At 73.3% G+C, this 13,380-nt stretch carries 11 protein-coding genes; 9 read left to right on the top strand and 2 right to left on the bottom strand.

Translation table 11 applies throughout. The features are described from left to right. Window positions 1-15: 15 nt before the first annotated feature. The 4 genes from OG294_RS17680 to OG294_RS17665 all read left to right on the top strand — a co-directional run bounded on the left by OG294_RS17680 (window position 16) and on the right by OG294_RS17665 (window position 4,562). On the top strand, window positions 16-978 hold the full coding sequence (locus OG294_RS17680) for a threonine ammonia-lyase (protein WP_327067462.1): 963 nt from the start codon (window positions 16-18) through the stop codon (window positions 976-978). A 69-nt stretch (window positions 979-1,047) separates the two neighbouring features. Continuing rightward, window positions 1,048-2,211, top strand: coding sequence for an aminofutalosine synthase MqnE (mqnE, locus tag OG294_RS17675; protein WP_327067461.1), 1,164 nt, complete (start codon window positions 1,048-1,050; stop codon window positions 2,209-2,211). Window positions 2,212-2,327: 116 nt separating this feature from the next. Continuing rightward, window positions 2,328-3,317 carry a hypothetical protein gene (locus OG294_RS17670; RefSeq protein ID WP_327067460.1) on the top strand — a complete coding sequence of 330 codons (990 nt, stop codon included), beginning with the start codon at window positions 2,328-2,330 and terminating at the stop codon, window positions 3,315-3,317. A 300-nt stretch (window positions 3,318-3,617) separates the two neighbouring features. After that, the gene (locus tag OG294_RS17665) at window positions 3,618-4,562 is read left to right on the top strand and encodes a beta-ketoacyl-ACP synthase III (RefSeq protein WP_327067459.1); all 945 of its coding nucleotides are present in this window, start codon (window positions 3,618-3,620) and stop codon (window positions 4,560-4,562) included. A gap of 191 nt (window positions 4,563-4,753) precedes the next feature. Here OG294_RS17665 and OG294_RS17660 read toward each other — a convergent pair whose 3' ends face one another. Next, window positions 4,754-5,401: a TetR family transcriptional regulator gene (locus tag OG294_RS17660; protein ID WP_184937043.1), complete on the bottom strand. Its 648-nt coding sequence runs from the start codon at window positions 5,399-5,401 to the stop codon at window positions 4,754-4,756. Between the two features lie 411 nt (window positions 5,402-5,812). Here OG294_RS17660 and OG294_RS17655 point away from each other — a divergent pair, with 411 nt between their 5' ends. Continuing rightward, window positions 5,813-8,440: a serine/threonine-protein kinase gene (locus tag OG294_RS17655; protein WP_327067458.1), complete on the top strand. Its 2,628-nt coding sequence runs from the start codon at window positions 5,813-5,815 to the stop codon at window positions 8,438-8,440. Window positions 8,441-8,642: 202 nt separating this feature from the next. Beyond that, window positions 8,643-9,701 (top strand): S1C family serine protease, encoded by a 1,059-nt coding sequence (locus OG294_RS17650; protein WP_442789339.1) that lies wholly within the window; start codon window positions 8,643-8,645, stop codon window positions 9,699-9,701. A 101-nt stretch (window positions 9,702-9,802) separates the two neighbouring features. Here the strand turns inward: OG294_RS17650 and OG294_RS17645 are convergent, their stop codons facing one another. Further along, window positions 9,803-11,011 carry a sensor histidine kinase gene (locus tag OG294_RS17645; RefSeq protein WP_327067457.1) on the bottom strand — a complete coding sequence of 403 codons (1,209 nt, stop codon included), beginning with the start codon at window positions 11,009-11,011 and terminating at the stop codon, window positions 9,803-9,805. 306 nt (window positions 11,012-11,317) lie between these two features. On the opposite strand from OG294_RS17645, the gene OG294_RS17640 reads away from it, so the two are divergent. Genes OG294_RS17640 through OG294_RS17630 form a run of 3 tightly spaced genes read left to right on the top strand, consistent with a single transcriptional unit; the run spans window position 11,318 to window position 13,379 of the window. Continuing rightward, window positions 11,318-11,734, top strand: coding sequence for an NADH-quinone oxidoreductase subunit A (locus OG294_RS17640; RefSeq protein ID WP_327067456.1), 417 nt, complete (start codon window positions 11,318-11,320; stop codon window positions 11,732-11,734). Then, window positions 11,725-12,351: an NADH-quinone oxidoreductase subunit B gene (locus OG294_RS17635; RefSeq protein WP_327067455.1), complete on the top strand. Its 627-nt coding sequence runs from the start codon at window positions 11,725-11,727 to the stop codon at window positions 12,349-12,351. The genes OG294_RS17640 and OG294_RS17635 overlap by 10 nt, the downstream gene beginning before the upstream one ends. Beyond that, window positions 12,348-13,379: an NADH-quinone oxidoreductase subunit C gene (locus tag OG294_RS17630; protein WP_327067454.1), complete on the top strand. Its 1,032-nt coding sequence runs from the start codon at window positions 12,348-12,350 to the stop codon at window positions 13,377-13,379. The genes OG294_RS17635 and OG294_RS17630 overlap by 4 nt, the downstream gene beginning before the upstream one ends. Window position 13,380 lies beyond the last annotated feature (1 nt).

Here is a 13,380-nt window from a genome sequence, read left to right as displayed (position 1 = left end):
GGGAATGAGGATCGGATGCCACTGGTCGGGCTGGAAGAGCTGCGCGCCGCTCAGCGACGGATAGCCGGGGTCGCGGTCCGCACCCCGCTGATGCCGGCGCCCTGGGCCGATGACGGCAACCGCCGCCTCTGGCTCAAGCCGGAGAGTCTCCAGCCCACCGGGGCGTTCAAGATCCGCGGTGCCTACAACCGGCTGGCCCAGCTGAGCGCCGCCGACCGGGCACGCGGCGTGGTCGCCCAGTCCAGTGGCAACCACGCCCAGGCGATCGCCTACGCGGCAAGGCTGCTGGACATCAAGGCCGTCATCGTGATGCCCGACACCTCGCCCGCGGTCAAGGTCGAGAACACCCGCTCCTACGGTGCCGAGGTCGTGCTGGTCGCGCCCGACCGGCGTGACGACCTCCCCGCCGAGCTGCGCGAGCGCCACGGCTACGTCTGGGTGCCGCCCTTCGACGACCCGGACATCATCGCCGGCCAGGGCACGGTGGGCCTGGAGATCGGCGAGGACGCCCCGGACGAGCTGGACACCGTGCTGGTGCCGGTCAGCGGCGGCGGGCTGATCAGCGGGGTCGCCGCGGCGATCAAGCTGACCACCCCCGGCGTGCGGGTGATCGGCGTCGAGCCGGAGCTCGCCGCCGACGCCCGGGCCAGCCTGCGGGCCGGTGAGCGGATCAGCTGGCCGGTCGCCGACACCTACCGGACGATCGCCGACGGCCTGCGCACCCCGGCCGTGGGCATGCTGCCGTTCGAGCACCTGCAGGCCTACGTGGACGACATCGTCACGGTCAGCGAGGCCGAGATCCGCGACACCGTCGCCGTGCTGGCCCGGCGCGGACGCCTGGTCGCCGAACCGTCCGGGGCGGTGGCAACCGCCGGCTACCTGTACCGGGCCGGTGAGCTGCGCGGGAGGGTCTTCGCGGCGGTCGTCAGCGGCGGCAATGTGGAACCCGAGCTCCTGTCGGAGCTGCTCGCCGCATAGGCGTAGTCTCGATCTGGCCAATCAGGCCGATGGCTTTTGCACCGAATGACACAGGAGGCGGGTCGCCGCATGGACGCAGGGCTGAAGCGGGAGCTGGAGGCGAAGGTCTACGCGGGCGAGCGGCTGACCCGTGAGGACGGCATCGCGCTCTACGAGAGCGACGACCTGGCCTGGCTGGGCGGCCTGGCGCACCACGTGCGGACGAAGAAGAACGGCGACGTCGTCCACTTCAACGTCAACCGCCACCTGAACATGACCAACGTCTGCTCCGCCTCCTGCGCCTACTGCTCGTTCCAGCGCAAGCCGGGCGAGAAGGACGCGTACACCATGCGGATCGAGGAGGCCGTGCGGCTGGCGAAGGCGATGGAGGTGGACTCGCTCACCGAGCTGCACATCGTCAACGGCCTGCACCCCACCCTCCCGTGGCGCTACTACCCGCGCAGCCTGCGCGAGCTGAAGGCCGCGCTGCCCAGCGTCTCGCTCAAGGCGTTCACCGCCACCGAGATCCACTGGTTCGAGAAGATCAGCGGTCTGACGGCGAGTGAGATCCTGGACGAGCTGATCGACGCCGGGCTGGAGTCGCTGACCGGCGGCGGCGCGGAGATCTTCGACTGGGAGGTCCGCCAGCACATCGTCGACCACGAGACCCACTGGGAGGACTGGTCGCGGATCCACCGCCTGGCGCACGAGAAGGGCCTGAAGACCCCGTGCACCATGCTCTACGGCCACATCGAGGAGCCCCGGCACCGGGTCGACCACGTGCTGCGGCTGCGTGAGCTGCAGGACGAGACCGGCGGCTTCCAGGTCTTCATCCCGCTGCGCTACCAGCACGACTTCCACGACTCCAAGGACGGCGTGGTCCGCAACCGGCTGATGGAGCGCACCGAGATGGCCACCGGCGCCGAGGCGCTGAAGACCTTCGCGGTCTCCCGGCTGCTCTTCGACAACGTCCCGCACGTCAAGGTCTTCTGGGTGATGCACGGCGTCACCACCGCCCAGCTGGCGCTCAGCCACGGCGCGGACGACATGGACGGCTCGGTGGTGGAGTACAAGATCACCCACGACGCGGACAACTTCGGCACCCCGAACAAGCTCGGCCGCCAGGACCTGCTGGAGCTGATCCGGGACGCCGGTTTCCGGCCGATGGAGCGCAACACCCGCTACGAGGTGATCCGCGAGTACGACGGCCCGGACCTGCAGCGTCGCGAGACCCCGCAGGCGATGCGCCTCTGACGGCGACCGGCCCGATCACGGACACAGGCCCTCCGCAGGAGCCCTGACGTCCCTTCATGAGGATTTATGGCGGCCCGGGTTTACCTTCCCGGGCCGCTTTTGGCAGGATCGATCGCATGTCCGGAACACGTCGTGCTGCCGAACGCCACCGCCCCGCGGGTGCTGCCGCCGCGGGATCCACCGGCGGGCGGGCGGCGCCAGGGCCCCGGGCACAGGCCCGAGGCCGGCGGCGCAAGGCGCGCCGGCGTCGCGGAGCCACCTCGGCGGGCACCGCCGCCCTGCTCGCGGTCGCGGCCGTCGGCTGGTTCGGTTTCGGCCCCGGCGGGCTGCTCGGCGCGCACGGCAGCGCGGCGCTCGCCCGGAGCACACCGCTGGCGCTGCCGCCCCAGGCATCGGCCGCCCCGCAGGGCACGCCCGCGGCGAGCACCGCCGCGACCCCGGCCGGGCAGCCCACCGCCGGCGATCCGCACTCCCAGGCACCCGGCGCCGACCGGTCCGACCGGGCGGACGGCAGCTACACCGCGATACCCGGCCTGGGCGCGGGATTCAGCGCGAAGATACCGGCCCAGAGCACCCAGGTGGTGCTGGCCGCCGGTGCGGGCAAGGACTCCTCCGACTCCACCGTGACCCTGTGGAACCGCACCCCCGACGGCCGCTGGCGCCCGGGCACCGCGTGGAGCGCCCACAACGGCGACGCCGGCTGGAGCACCGACCACACCGACGGCGACCTGCGCAGCCCGATCGGCGTCTACACGCTCAGTGACGCCGGCGGCCTGAAGCCGGACCCGGGCAGCAAGCTGCCCTACCACCAGGACGACGACTTCGTGGCCGGCGGCACCGGTTTCAACGGCGAGTCCCTGGCCGGCGCCTTCGACTACGTGGTGGCGATCGACTACAACCGGGTGGTCGGCACCTCCCCGCTGGACCTGCAGAAGCCGCTCGGCGCGGCCAAGGGCGGCGGCATCTGGCTGCACGTCGACCACGGCGGCCCGACCCACGCCTGCGTCTCGCTGGCCGAGGACCACATGACCGAGTTGCTGCGCACCCTCGATCCGGCAGCCCATCCGGTGATCGTGATGGGCGACGCGGCCTCGCTCGCCACCTGAGGTGGTCCGCCGGTGGGGGCCGGCGTCGCGACGCCCGGGCTGTCGCCTGGACGGCTTCTCCTCAGTCGCCGATGCTCCGCATGGACTCCTTCGTCGGCGCCGCCCAGACTCGGCCCGAACGCCGCTCCTTCACCCGGCCCCCACCGGCGGACCACCTGAGAATCCTCTTTATGCCCCCGAATGTCCCCCCGGGGCCCGTTGCGGGACAAGGGCTGTTGTTCGTCTCCTACAGCTTCCGGGGTCGGATCCTGTCACCGGCCGTGAGCAGTTGACGCACCGGTAACCGGGTTGAGTGGCACTATGACCGGTTCCCGCATTGTGGCGCTCGGCCACTACCAGCCCGCCAAGGTCCTCACCAACGACGACCTGGCGGTTCTGGTCGACACGGACGACGAGTGGATCCGCAGTCGGGTGGGCATCCGCGCGCGGCACATCGCCGAGAGCGAGACGCTCGTCGACCTCGCCACCGAGGCGGCGCAGAAGGCGCTGGCCGCGAGCGGGTTCGCCCCGGCGGACATCGACCTCGTGGTGGTGGCCACCTGTACCGCCGTGGAGCGCAGCCCCAACACCGCCTGCGCGGTGGCTGCGCGCCTCGGCATCCCCAGCCCCGCCGCCTACGACATCAACACCGTCTGTTCGGGCTTCTCCTACGCGCTGGCCACCGCGGACCACGCGATCCGGGCCGGTGCGGCGACCCGGGCGCTGGTGATCGGCGCCGAGCGGATGTCCGACACCATCGACTGGACCGACCGCAGCACCTGCGTGATCTTCGCCGACGGCGCCGGAGCAGCGGTGGTCGAGGCCCAGCCGGCGGACTGCGAGCCCGGCATCGGCCCGGTGGTCTGGGGCTCGGAGCCGGAGAAGACCGACGCGGTGACCATCACCGGGTGGAAGCCGGTGATCAGCCAGCAGGGCCAGGCGGTCTTCCGCTGGGCCACCACCCAGATCGCGCCGCTGGCCCGGCAGACCTGCGAGCGGGCCGGGATCGAGCCGAGCAAGCTCAAGGGCTTCGTGGCCCACCAGGCGAACCTGCGGATCATCGACTCGATCGCCGCCAAGCTCGGCGCCACCGACGCCGTGATCGCCCGCGACGTGGTCGACTCCGGCAACACCTCGGCCGCCTCGATCCCGCTGGCGCTCAGCAAGCTGGTCGAGCGCGGTGAGCTGAGCAGCGGCGATCCGGTGCTGCTCTTCGGCTTCGGCGGCGGGCTGGCCTACGCGGGCCAGGTGATCCGCTGCCCCTGAGCGGGCGCGAACACAGCGGTGGGCGGGATCCCGGTCAGGGATCCCGCCCACCGCCACGTGTGGGGCCGGCGCGCTGCGGTACGTCGGCGAACCTCCCCCGAGGACACGGCCGCCGCCCGACGTTCCACCGGACAGGAGGCCGGGGCCACGCGCGAGCACACGCTATGAGGTTTTTAGGGTAGTCGGACGGTCTACCTGGGAGGCTTCTTGCCGGTGACGCCCAGGTAGACCAGGGGGGCGAGGGTGGGCTTGAGGTCCTTGACCTTGACGCCCCAGGAGGTGAAGGCCTTCTGATGCTCCGCCGCCGATGCGAGCAGCGAGATCAGCGAGCCGGCCACCGCCGCGGCGTCCTGCGCCTTGTCGGCCTGGCCCTTGGCCTGGAGGTCCTTGACGGCATCCGCGAGCGGCTTGGCGACCGAGTTGAGGACCGTCATACGGATCTTGAAGAACCGCTTGTCCCCTTCTGCGGCACCAAGGGTGACCACGCGCAGAATGGCGTCGTTCTTGCGCCAGAAGGCGAGGAATCCGTCCACCAGTTCTTCGGAGGTGGTGGCACCGGACTTTCCTGCCCAGGACTTTCCGTCGATCAGCTCTTTGAGCTCGACGGAGTCCTTGGCCATTTCCTCGGCGATCTCGAGGACGGCGCCCTCGACATCCGGGAAGTACTGGTAGAAGGTCGCGGGGGAGGTACCCGCCATACGGGCGACGTCGATGACCTTGACGTCCCGGTACGGCGACGTGCTGAGCATCTCGCGGAGGCAGTCGAGCAGCTTCTGCCGCGTCTCCTGTCCGCGTCGCCCGGCGACGCGACCGTCGACGGTGCGAACTTGTCCTGTCATGCCGTCAGCTTACCGCGCACCGATCATGGCGCGATTCGGTGATGCGACTATTAGTCCGCACGGGGGCGGTAATGGGGGCGCGATAGCGATATTCGAAGCCCCCCCGTGTGCTGATGGCGGCACAGAGTGACGGACAGTGGGCTGAGGGGGACTCGGGTTGCTCTGCGTAGTGCCGCGCATGAATGCGGTGACTTCCGAGGGCTCGTCAGATCGGCTGGCCGATCGTCGAGTCGACGGGCCGTCGGTCGCCGCCCAGGACGGCCCGGGGCGGCGACTGGCCGGAAGCCGACGGTATGGCGCGACACGGCCGCAGACCTGGGGCAGGGGGAGATTGGCTCAGGGGCCGGGCGCATTGGAGAATCAACTCCGGCCCCCGAACGGGTGTCGTGCGGACGGGGAGGTGGCAGCCGAGTGGACCAGCTGACGGCGCAGGATCCGAGACGGATCGGGCCGTTCGAGGTGCTCGGGCGCCTCGGCGCCGGTGGGATGGGGCTGGTGTACCTGGCGCGGTCCGCCTCGGGGCGGCGGGTGGCCATCAAGACCGTGCGCGCCGAGCTCGCCGAGGACGAGCTGTTCCGGGTCCGCTTCGCGCGCGAGATCGCCGCGGCCAAGACGGTCGGCGGTTTCTACACCGCGGCCGTGGTGGACGCCGACGCGGACGCCCGGGTGCCGTGGCTGGCCACCGCCTACGTCCCCGCGCCCTCGCTGGAGGACCTGGTCGGCGAGTGCGGGCCGCTGCCGGTGGACGCGGTGCGCTGGCTGATCGCCGGCATCGCCGAGGCGCTGCAGTCCATCCACGCCGCGGGCCTGGTGCACCGTGACCTCAAGCCGTCCAATGTGCTGGTGGTCGAGGACGGCCCGCGGGTGATCGACTTCGGGATCGCGGCCGGTGTCTCGAACAGCCGGCTGACCATGACCAACGTGGCGGTCGGCACGCCCGCCTACATGTCGCCGGAACAGGCCAAGGACAGCCGCAGCGTCACGGGGGCCAGCGACGTCTTCTCGCTCGGTTCGCTGCTGGTCTTCTGCGCCACCGGGCACGCGCCCTACCACGGCGGCAACCCGGTGGAGACGGTCTTCAAGCTGCTGCGCGAGCAGCCGGACCTGTCCGGGCTGCCGGTGGAGCTGGTGGACCTGGTCCGGGCCTGCATGCGGCCCGCGCAGGAGCACCGGCCCACGCCCGCGCAGATCCAGGCGGAGCTGGCCCCGCACCTGTTCTCCGGGGACGACGCGGGGGAGGAGGGCGGCACCTGGCTGCCGCCGGAGGCGCTGGACTTCATCGAGCGCAAGCGCCGTCCGCGCCCCGTGCCGGCCCCGCGGGTGTCGCCCGCCCCGGCCGCGCCGATGACCGCACCGCCCGGGATCCCGCCGCTGCCGGCCGGTCCGCCGCCGGTGCCCGCACCCTACCTGGCGGCGCACGCCGGGCCGGCCGTGCCGGAGAGCCACTGGGGGCCGCCGCCGGTCCCGCCGCTGCCGCCGCGGACGAGCGCGCCGGCCAGGCCCGAGGGGGTGGACCCGCGCACGGGCGCGCTGGGGCCGCTGGGGTCCACAGCGATGGCGCAGGCGGCCGGCTCCTCGGCGGTCGGCCGCCCGGCCATGGGGCAGGCCGGGACCGGCCAGGGCACGACCGGTCAGGCCGGGCCGGGACAGGGCGCGGACGGCGAGGTGGCCACCGCCAAGCTCGGCTCGGCCCACCGGCACCGGCGCGACCCGGCGCAGGAGATCCAGCTCTCCGGTGCCTCGGTGCGGATAGGGCCGGGGCCGCAGGCGCACGGCGTGGAGCCGGCCCCGCCGGCGGCGGCGCCCGGCTGGTCGTCGCCGACGCCCGCCGAGACCGACTGGGTGCGCCGGGCCGACGGCACGGCGGGCGCGCCCGCCGCCGGTCCGACCGCCGCCGCCACGGCCTCCGCCGCCACCGTCGAGCGGACGGCGCCGGGCCGCTGGCGGCCGTGGCGGTTCCGGATGTCCAACGACGTCTGGGGCACGCCGGTGGTCGCCGACGGCACCCTGTTCATCTCCAGCTTCGAGGTGCACGCCCTGGACATCGCCTCGGGCCGGCGCCGCTACAAGACCCGGGACGTGGCCTGGGCGGTGGCGGTGGACGCCGGGCGGCTGCACGCCGCCGACGGCCCGCACCTCTACACGGTGGACGTCGCCGACGGCACCGAGCGCTGGCGCACCTCGCTGGACGGCTGGGTCTACGCGCTGGACGCGGCCGACGGGGTGCTCTGCTGCGGGCTGCGCGGCGGCGGGGTGCAGGTGCGCTCCAGCGCCAACGGCGCCGAGCTGTGGCGGGTGGAGGACGCCCAGCAGGACTACGAGAACCCGCAGTCCGGCCCGGCGCTGCTGGCGGGTTCGGTCTACTACTACGGCGGCGGGCGGCTGCGCTGCGTGGACGCCCGCGGCGGGCTGCCGCGCTGGACCTTCCCGGTCGGCGAGGACGTGCCGTCCCGTCCCGCGGTCCGCGGCGGCCTGGTCTACGTCACGGCGGGGACGGCGGTGTACGCGCTGGACGCGGCGAGCGGGGCGCAGCGCTGGCGGTTCGAGGCGCCGGTGGTGCTCTTCACCCCGCCGGTGCTGGACGATTCGGCCACCCCGGCCGTCTACGTGGCCGACTACCTCGGCACCCTCTACGCGCTGGACGGCGCCACCGGGCGGGTGCGCTGGCAGGGCCGCACCGCGAGCCGGCAGGGCGCCGAGCCGGTGGTGCTGGCCGGGCGCAGCGCGCTGATCGCCAGCGGGGACACCCTCTACGCCTTCGACACGGTGAGCGGGCGGGAGCTGTGGCGCTACGCGGCGCGCGGCGAGATCGTCGGCGCCCCGGCGGCTGCGGACGGTCTGGTCCACCTGGGCAGCCGGGACCACTCGCTGCACACCCTGGACCTCGCCACCGGGCGGCTGCGCTGGGAGCTGGGGACCAAGGGCGAGCTGACGGGCTCTCCGGTGGCCGCGCTCGGCCGGGTCTTCGTGAGCAGCAAGGACCGCTGCGTCTACGCGCTGGACGCGGTCTACGGAACGGCGGTGCCCGAGCAGCGTTAGGGCCTGCCCGCGGGCCGGGGCCGCTGCGGCGCGCCATTGACGGCAATTCGGACATATCGGTGGAATGCTGACGAGGCCCGGCGAAAGCCGGGCAGCAGTCCCCGTATGGACGGAACCGGAGGCAGTCCAGGTGCACCCCTCGAAGGATCACACCCGCCCGATCCCGCCCGGCCCGCGTCCCACCGGACCCAAGGCCGTCGCCCTGCGGCCGGCCGGGCCGGCGGCGGCGGTGGTGCTCTGCGCCGCGCTGGCGCTGGCCGGCTGCACCAGCGGTTCCTCCTCCTCGTCCTCCGCCTCCTCCTCGACCGGGGCGAGCGCCTCGCCCTCGGTGACCAACCAGCTGCAGACCGAGTACCAGCAGGTGATCGCCAATGTGCTGCCCTCGGTGGTGCAGATCACCACGGCCTCCGGGCTCGGCTCGGGGATCGTCTACGACGACAAGGGCGACATCGTCACCAACGCCCACGTGGTGGGCACCGCGACCAGCTTCCAGGTGAGCCTGGCCAACAGCAGCAGCCAGCTGGACGCCACCCTGGTCGGCAGCTACCCGGACTCCGACCTCGCGGTGGTCAAGCTGACCAATCCGCCCAGCGGCCTGCGCCCGGTCACCTTCGGCAACAGCGCGCAGGTGGAGGTCGGGCAGATCTCGTTGGCGATGGGCAGCCCGCTGGGGCTCTCCAGCAGCGTGACCGAGGGCATCGTCTCCGCCACCGGGCGGACCGTCACCGAGCCGCAGGGCGGCGGCTCGCCCGGCGCCACCATCGGCAACATGGTGCAGACCTCGGCCGCGATCAACCCCGGCAACAGCGGCGGGGCGCTGGTGAACCTGTCCAGTCAGGTGATCGGCATCAACACGCTGGCCGCCGTCGACCCGGACCTGAACGGCAGCGCCGCCACCGGGATCGGCTTCGCGATCCCGAGCGCCACCATCACCAGCATCGCCGACCAGCTGATCTCCAGCGGCAAGGTGACCAACTCGGGCCGCGCCGCGCTCGGCATCACCGCCCGCACCTACTACAACGGCAACTACCAGCCGGCCGGCGTGGTGATCGTCAGCACCACCTCCGGTGGTGCGGCGGCCTCGGCCGGACTGCAGGCGGGCGATGTGATCACCCAGGTCGGCGCCACCCCGATCACCACGCTCAACTCGCTGACCACGGCGCTCGCCTCGCTCGCGCCCGGGAGCAGGACCACCGTCAGCTACACGCGCTCGGGTGCCGGCAAGACGGCGGACGTGACCCTGGGGACGCTCGGCTCCTGACCGGGAGGTCTGCCGGCAGGGGCCCGTCAGGGACCGGTCCGGCGGCGGCGTACCGCGCAAGGGTCGCCGCCGCCGGACCACTGGCTCGCGCGGGGCCCGGTTCAGGCGGTGCGGACCGCCCGGGTGTGCCAGGGGAGCTCGATGGTGACCGTGGTCGGGCCGCCCACCGGGCTCTCCACCAGGAAGACGCCGTCCACCGCGCCGACCCGCTCGGCCAGGCCGGCCAGGCCGCCGCCGGGGCGGAAACCGCCGCCCGGGGCCGTGGCGCCGCCCCGGCCGTCGTCGCCGACCTGGATCATCAGCCGGTCGGCGGAGCGCCAGGCGTCCACCGAAGCGCTGGTGGCCCCCGCATGCTTCGAGGTGTTGGTGAGCAGCTCGCTGACGGTGAAGTAGGCGATGCCCTCCACCGCGGAGTCCGGGCGCTCGACGACCCCGTCGGGGCCGGTCAGGTCGACGTTGACCTGCACCCCGCCGGGCACGGTGCAGCGCGCGGCGACCGCGGAGAGCGCCGCGTCCAGGCCGCGGTCGGTCAGCACGGCGGGGTGGATGCCGCGGGCCAGGTCGCGCAGCTCCTGCAGGGCCAGCTTCACCTCGCCGTGCGCGGCGTCGACCATCTTGGCGGCCGAGGCCTGCTCGGTCGACAGCTCGGTCTCCAGCAGCTTCTCCTTGGCCAGGCCGAGGTCCATGGCGAGGGCGACCAGCCGCGCCTGGGCGCCGTCGTGCAGGTCGCGCTCGATCCGGCGCAGGTCGGCCGCGGCGGTGTCGACCACCGCGCCGCGGTCCTCCTCCAGCTCGCGCACCCGTGCCGAGAGCTGACCCGGACCGAGCAGTTGCTCCACCAGCATCCGGTGGACCACCGCCAGGTAGCGGACCACCCAGGGCAGCAGCGGCCAGCCGGCCACCAGGAAGAAGAGCGTCACGGTGAAGGTGATCGCACCCCAGGGCAGCATCAGCAGGCAGTAGAGCACCGAGCGCCAGCTCAGCCCGTCGGTGAGCGAGGCGAGCACCCAGCCGGTGATCCCGGGCTTGGCCGCGACCAGCGGTTGCGGCTCCTCGACCTGCGCGCCCAGACCGGGCCGGGCCTGCCAGCGGGCCACCACGCCGATGCCGCGGGCCCCGCGCAGCCCCAGGACCAGCACCGGTAGCCCGACCACCGTCACGCTCAGCCCAGCGCCGACCGCGAGCACCGTGGTGGTGAAGACGAAGGCCGCGATGCCGACGGGCAGGCCGAGCAGGTGGTGGATCACCTCGCGCCACATCTGGGCGCCGTACAGCGGCCTGGCGTCGCGGCGCTCGCCGGGGAGCTTCATGGTGGGCGTCCGTTCCAGTCGTGGGGGTGTGCGAAGGACAGCTTCGCCGAACCCGGGGGTTTCGCGCACGGGGGCTAGGGAGAGTCCGTACCGGGGGATATCCCCACCCCCGGCCGGTGGGTCCCGGGGGCGGTCCCGGCGGTGTCCTGCCAGTGGACCGAGTCGTCTTAAGTGGCGGGCAGGGTTCCGGAGGGACCGAGCCATGGCCATAGACTCACCGCGTAGCAAGGTTATGGATGTGTAAATAAATGCTGCGCTGCCCGGCCCGGCCGGCCGCGCGGCACCGCTGAGCTGGAGGCGAACGCAATGCAGGGGCCCTGGGCCAGCGCCCTCGCGGCCGACCCCGCGCAGGGCGGCGGCTACTTCCACGCGTACGGGGCGGTGGGGCTGCTCGCGGTGGTCGGCGCGCTCTTCATCGCGGTGGCGTTCACGGCCAACCGGCTGTTGCGTCCGGTGGTCTGGTCCCCCGAGAAGCTGCTCAGCTACGAGTGCGGGGTCGACCCGGTGGGTGAGGGCTGGGCGCACACCCAGGTCCGCTACTACATCTACGCGTTCCTCTACGTGATCTTCGCGGTCGACGCGATCTACCTCTTCCCGTGGGCGACGGTGTTCGCCGCCGCGGGATACGGCGTGGGGACGCTGGTGGAGATGTTCATCTTCCTCGGCTTCCTCGCGGTCGGTCTGCTCTACGCCTGGAAGAAGGGGGTCCTGGAATGGACCTGACCCACAGCCACGGCTCGGGTGGACCCGTCCCGCTCGGTCTGCCCGACCCCGCCCACCCCGGTCCGGGAGCGCTGGAGCAGCGCCGCCTGGGCCCGTTGGCCCGGCTCGCCCCGGACCCGGTCAAGGTGGTGCTCAACTGGGGGCGCCGCTACAGCCTCTGGTGCTTCAACTTCGGGCTGGCCTGCTGCGCGATCGAGTTCATCGCCGCGTCGATGGCCAAGCACGACTTCATCCGGATGGGTGTGATCCCGTTCGCGCCCGGCCCGCGGCAGGCCGACCTCATGATCGTCTCGGGCACCGTGACGGACAAGATGGCCCCCGCCGTCAAGCGCCTCTACGAGCAGATGCCGGAGCCGAAGTACGTCATCTCCTTCGGCGCCTGCTCCAACTCCGGCGGGCCCTACTGGGACTCCTACTCGGTCACCAAGGGCGTGGACCAGATCATCCCGGTCGACGTCTACGTGCCCGGCTGCCCGCCGCGGCCCGAGGCGCTGCTGCAGGGCATCCTCAAGCTGCAGGAGAAGATCGCCGCCGAGTCGCTGGCGGAGCGCTACGCCGGGCCGTCCACCGGTGCGCTGCGCCGGCCGCTGGTGCCGGGCCCCGGGGGTGCGCAGTGAGCCAGGACCTGACGCCCGAGCGGGCGGCCGCTGCCATCGGACCGTGGGCGAGCGCTGCCCGGGCCTATGAGCTGCTGACCGTCGACGTGCCGGCCGAGCACTGGATCGAGGCGCTGACCGCCGCCCGGGACGGGCTGGGCCTGCGCTTCTTCGACTGGCTGAGCGCGGTGGACGAGCTCGCCGAGGGCTTCGCCGTCTGCGCGCACCTGGCCGCCGCCGGGGACGGCGCCGGGGTGCGCCACCTGCTGCTGCGCACCCGGGTGCCGCGCGCGGGCGCCGCGCTGCCGACCGCGGGCGGCGTCTACGCCGGGGCCGGCTGGGCCGAGCGCGAGACGCACGAGATGTTCGGGATCGAGTTCACCGGGCACCCGGACCTGACGCCGCTGCTGCTGCCGGAGGGCTTCGAGGGGCACCCGCTGCGCAAGGAGTTCGTCCTGGCGGCCCGGGTGGCCAAGGCCTGGCCGGGCGCCAAGGAGCCGGGCGAGAGCGAGCACGACGGTCCGGCGCGGCGCAAGATGCAGCCGCCCGGTGTGCCGGACCCCAACGAGTGGGGGCCGCTCAAGGGCACCCTGCCGCCGGTCGCCGAACGGCCGGCCCGTGCCGCCCGCGGACCGCGCGCGGCCGGGGCGGGAGCTGCGGCGGAGGGCGCGCCCGCGGTGCGGGCCGACCGGCCGCGGCGCAACCGCAGCATCACGGACGGCTCCGCCAGCCAGTCGGCGCCCGCCGCTGCCCCCACGCCGGCTGCCGCCGAGCCCGCTGCCGCCACGCCACCGGCCGCCGAGCCGGGGCCCGCCACCGAGGCCCCGGCGGCCCCGGCGGCCCCGGAGGCGCCAGCCGCACCGGCCCGTCCGGCGCGCACCCGCAGCGCCGACGCGCCGTGGCACTCACCGGTGCCGGCACACGATCCCGCGCCCGCGAAGTCGGCCGAACCGACTCCCGACGCGCCGTCGGCCGAGCCGACGAAGCAGGACACCCCCGGGAGTGCCCCCGAGGAAGCCGCCGAGAACCAGGACGGAGAGGGCGCGTGAC

The organism is Kitasatospora sp. NBC_01302 (assembly GCF_035976515.1).
Lineage (GTDB): Bacteria > Actinomycetota > Actinomycetes > Streptomycetales > Streptomycetaceae > Kitasatospora.
Note: the sequence above shows the minus strand (reverse complement) of the source record. Positions and strands in the feature narration are given on the sequence as shown.

Coding starts and splice junctions, on each gene's coding strand:
- OG294_RS17680 (WP_327067462.1), top strand. CDS start 16: ATGCCACTGGTCGGGCTGGAAGAGCTGCGCGCCGCTCAGCGACGGATA.
- mqnE (WP_327067461.1), top strand. CDS start 1,048: ATGGACGCAGGGCTGAAGCGGGAGCTGGAGGCGAAGGTCTACGCGGGC.
- OG294_RS17670 (WP_327067460.1), top strand. CDS start 2,328: ATGTCCGGAACACGTCGTGCTGCCGAACGCCACCGCCCCGCGGGTGCT.
- OG294_RS17665 (WP_327067459.1), top strand. CDS start 3,618: ATGACCGGTTCCCGCATTGTGGCGCTCGGCCACTACCAGCCCGCCAAG.
- OG294_RS17660 (WP_184937043.1), bottom strand. CDS start 5,401: ATGACAGGACAAGTTCGCACCGTCGACGGTCGCGTCGCCGGGCGACGC.
- OG294_RS17645 (WP_327067457.1), bottom strand. CDS start 11,011: ATGAAGCTCCCCGGCGAGCGCCGCGACGCCAGGCCGCTGTACGGCGCC.
- OG294_RS17640 (WP_327067456.1), top strand. CDS start 11,318: ATGCAGGGGCCCTGGGCCAGCGCCCTCGCGGCCGACCCCGCGCAGGGC.
- OG294_RS17635 (WP_327067455.1), top strand. CDS start 11,725: ATGGACCTGACCCACAGCCACGGCTCGGGTGGACCCGTCCCGCTCGGT.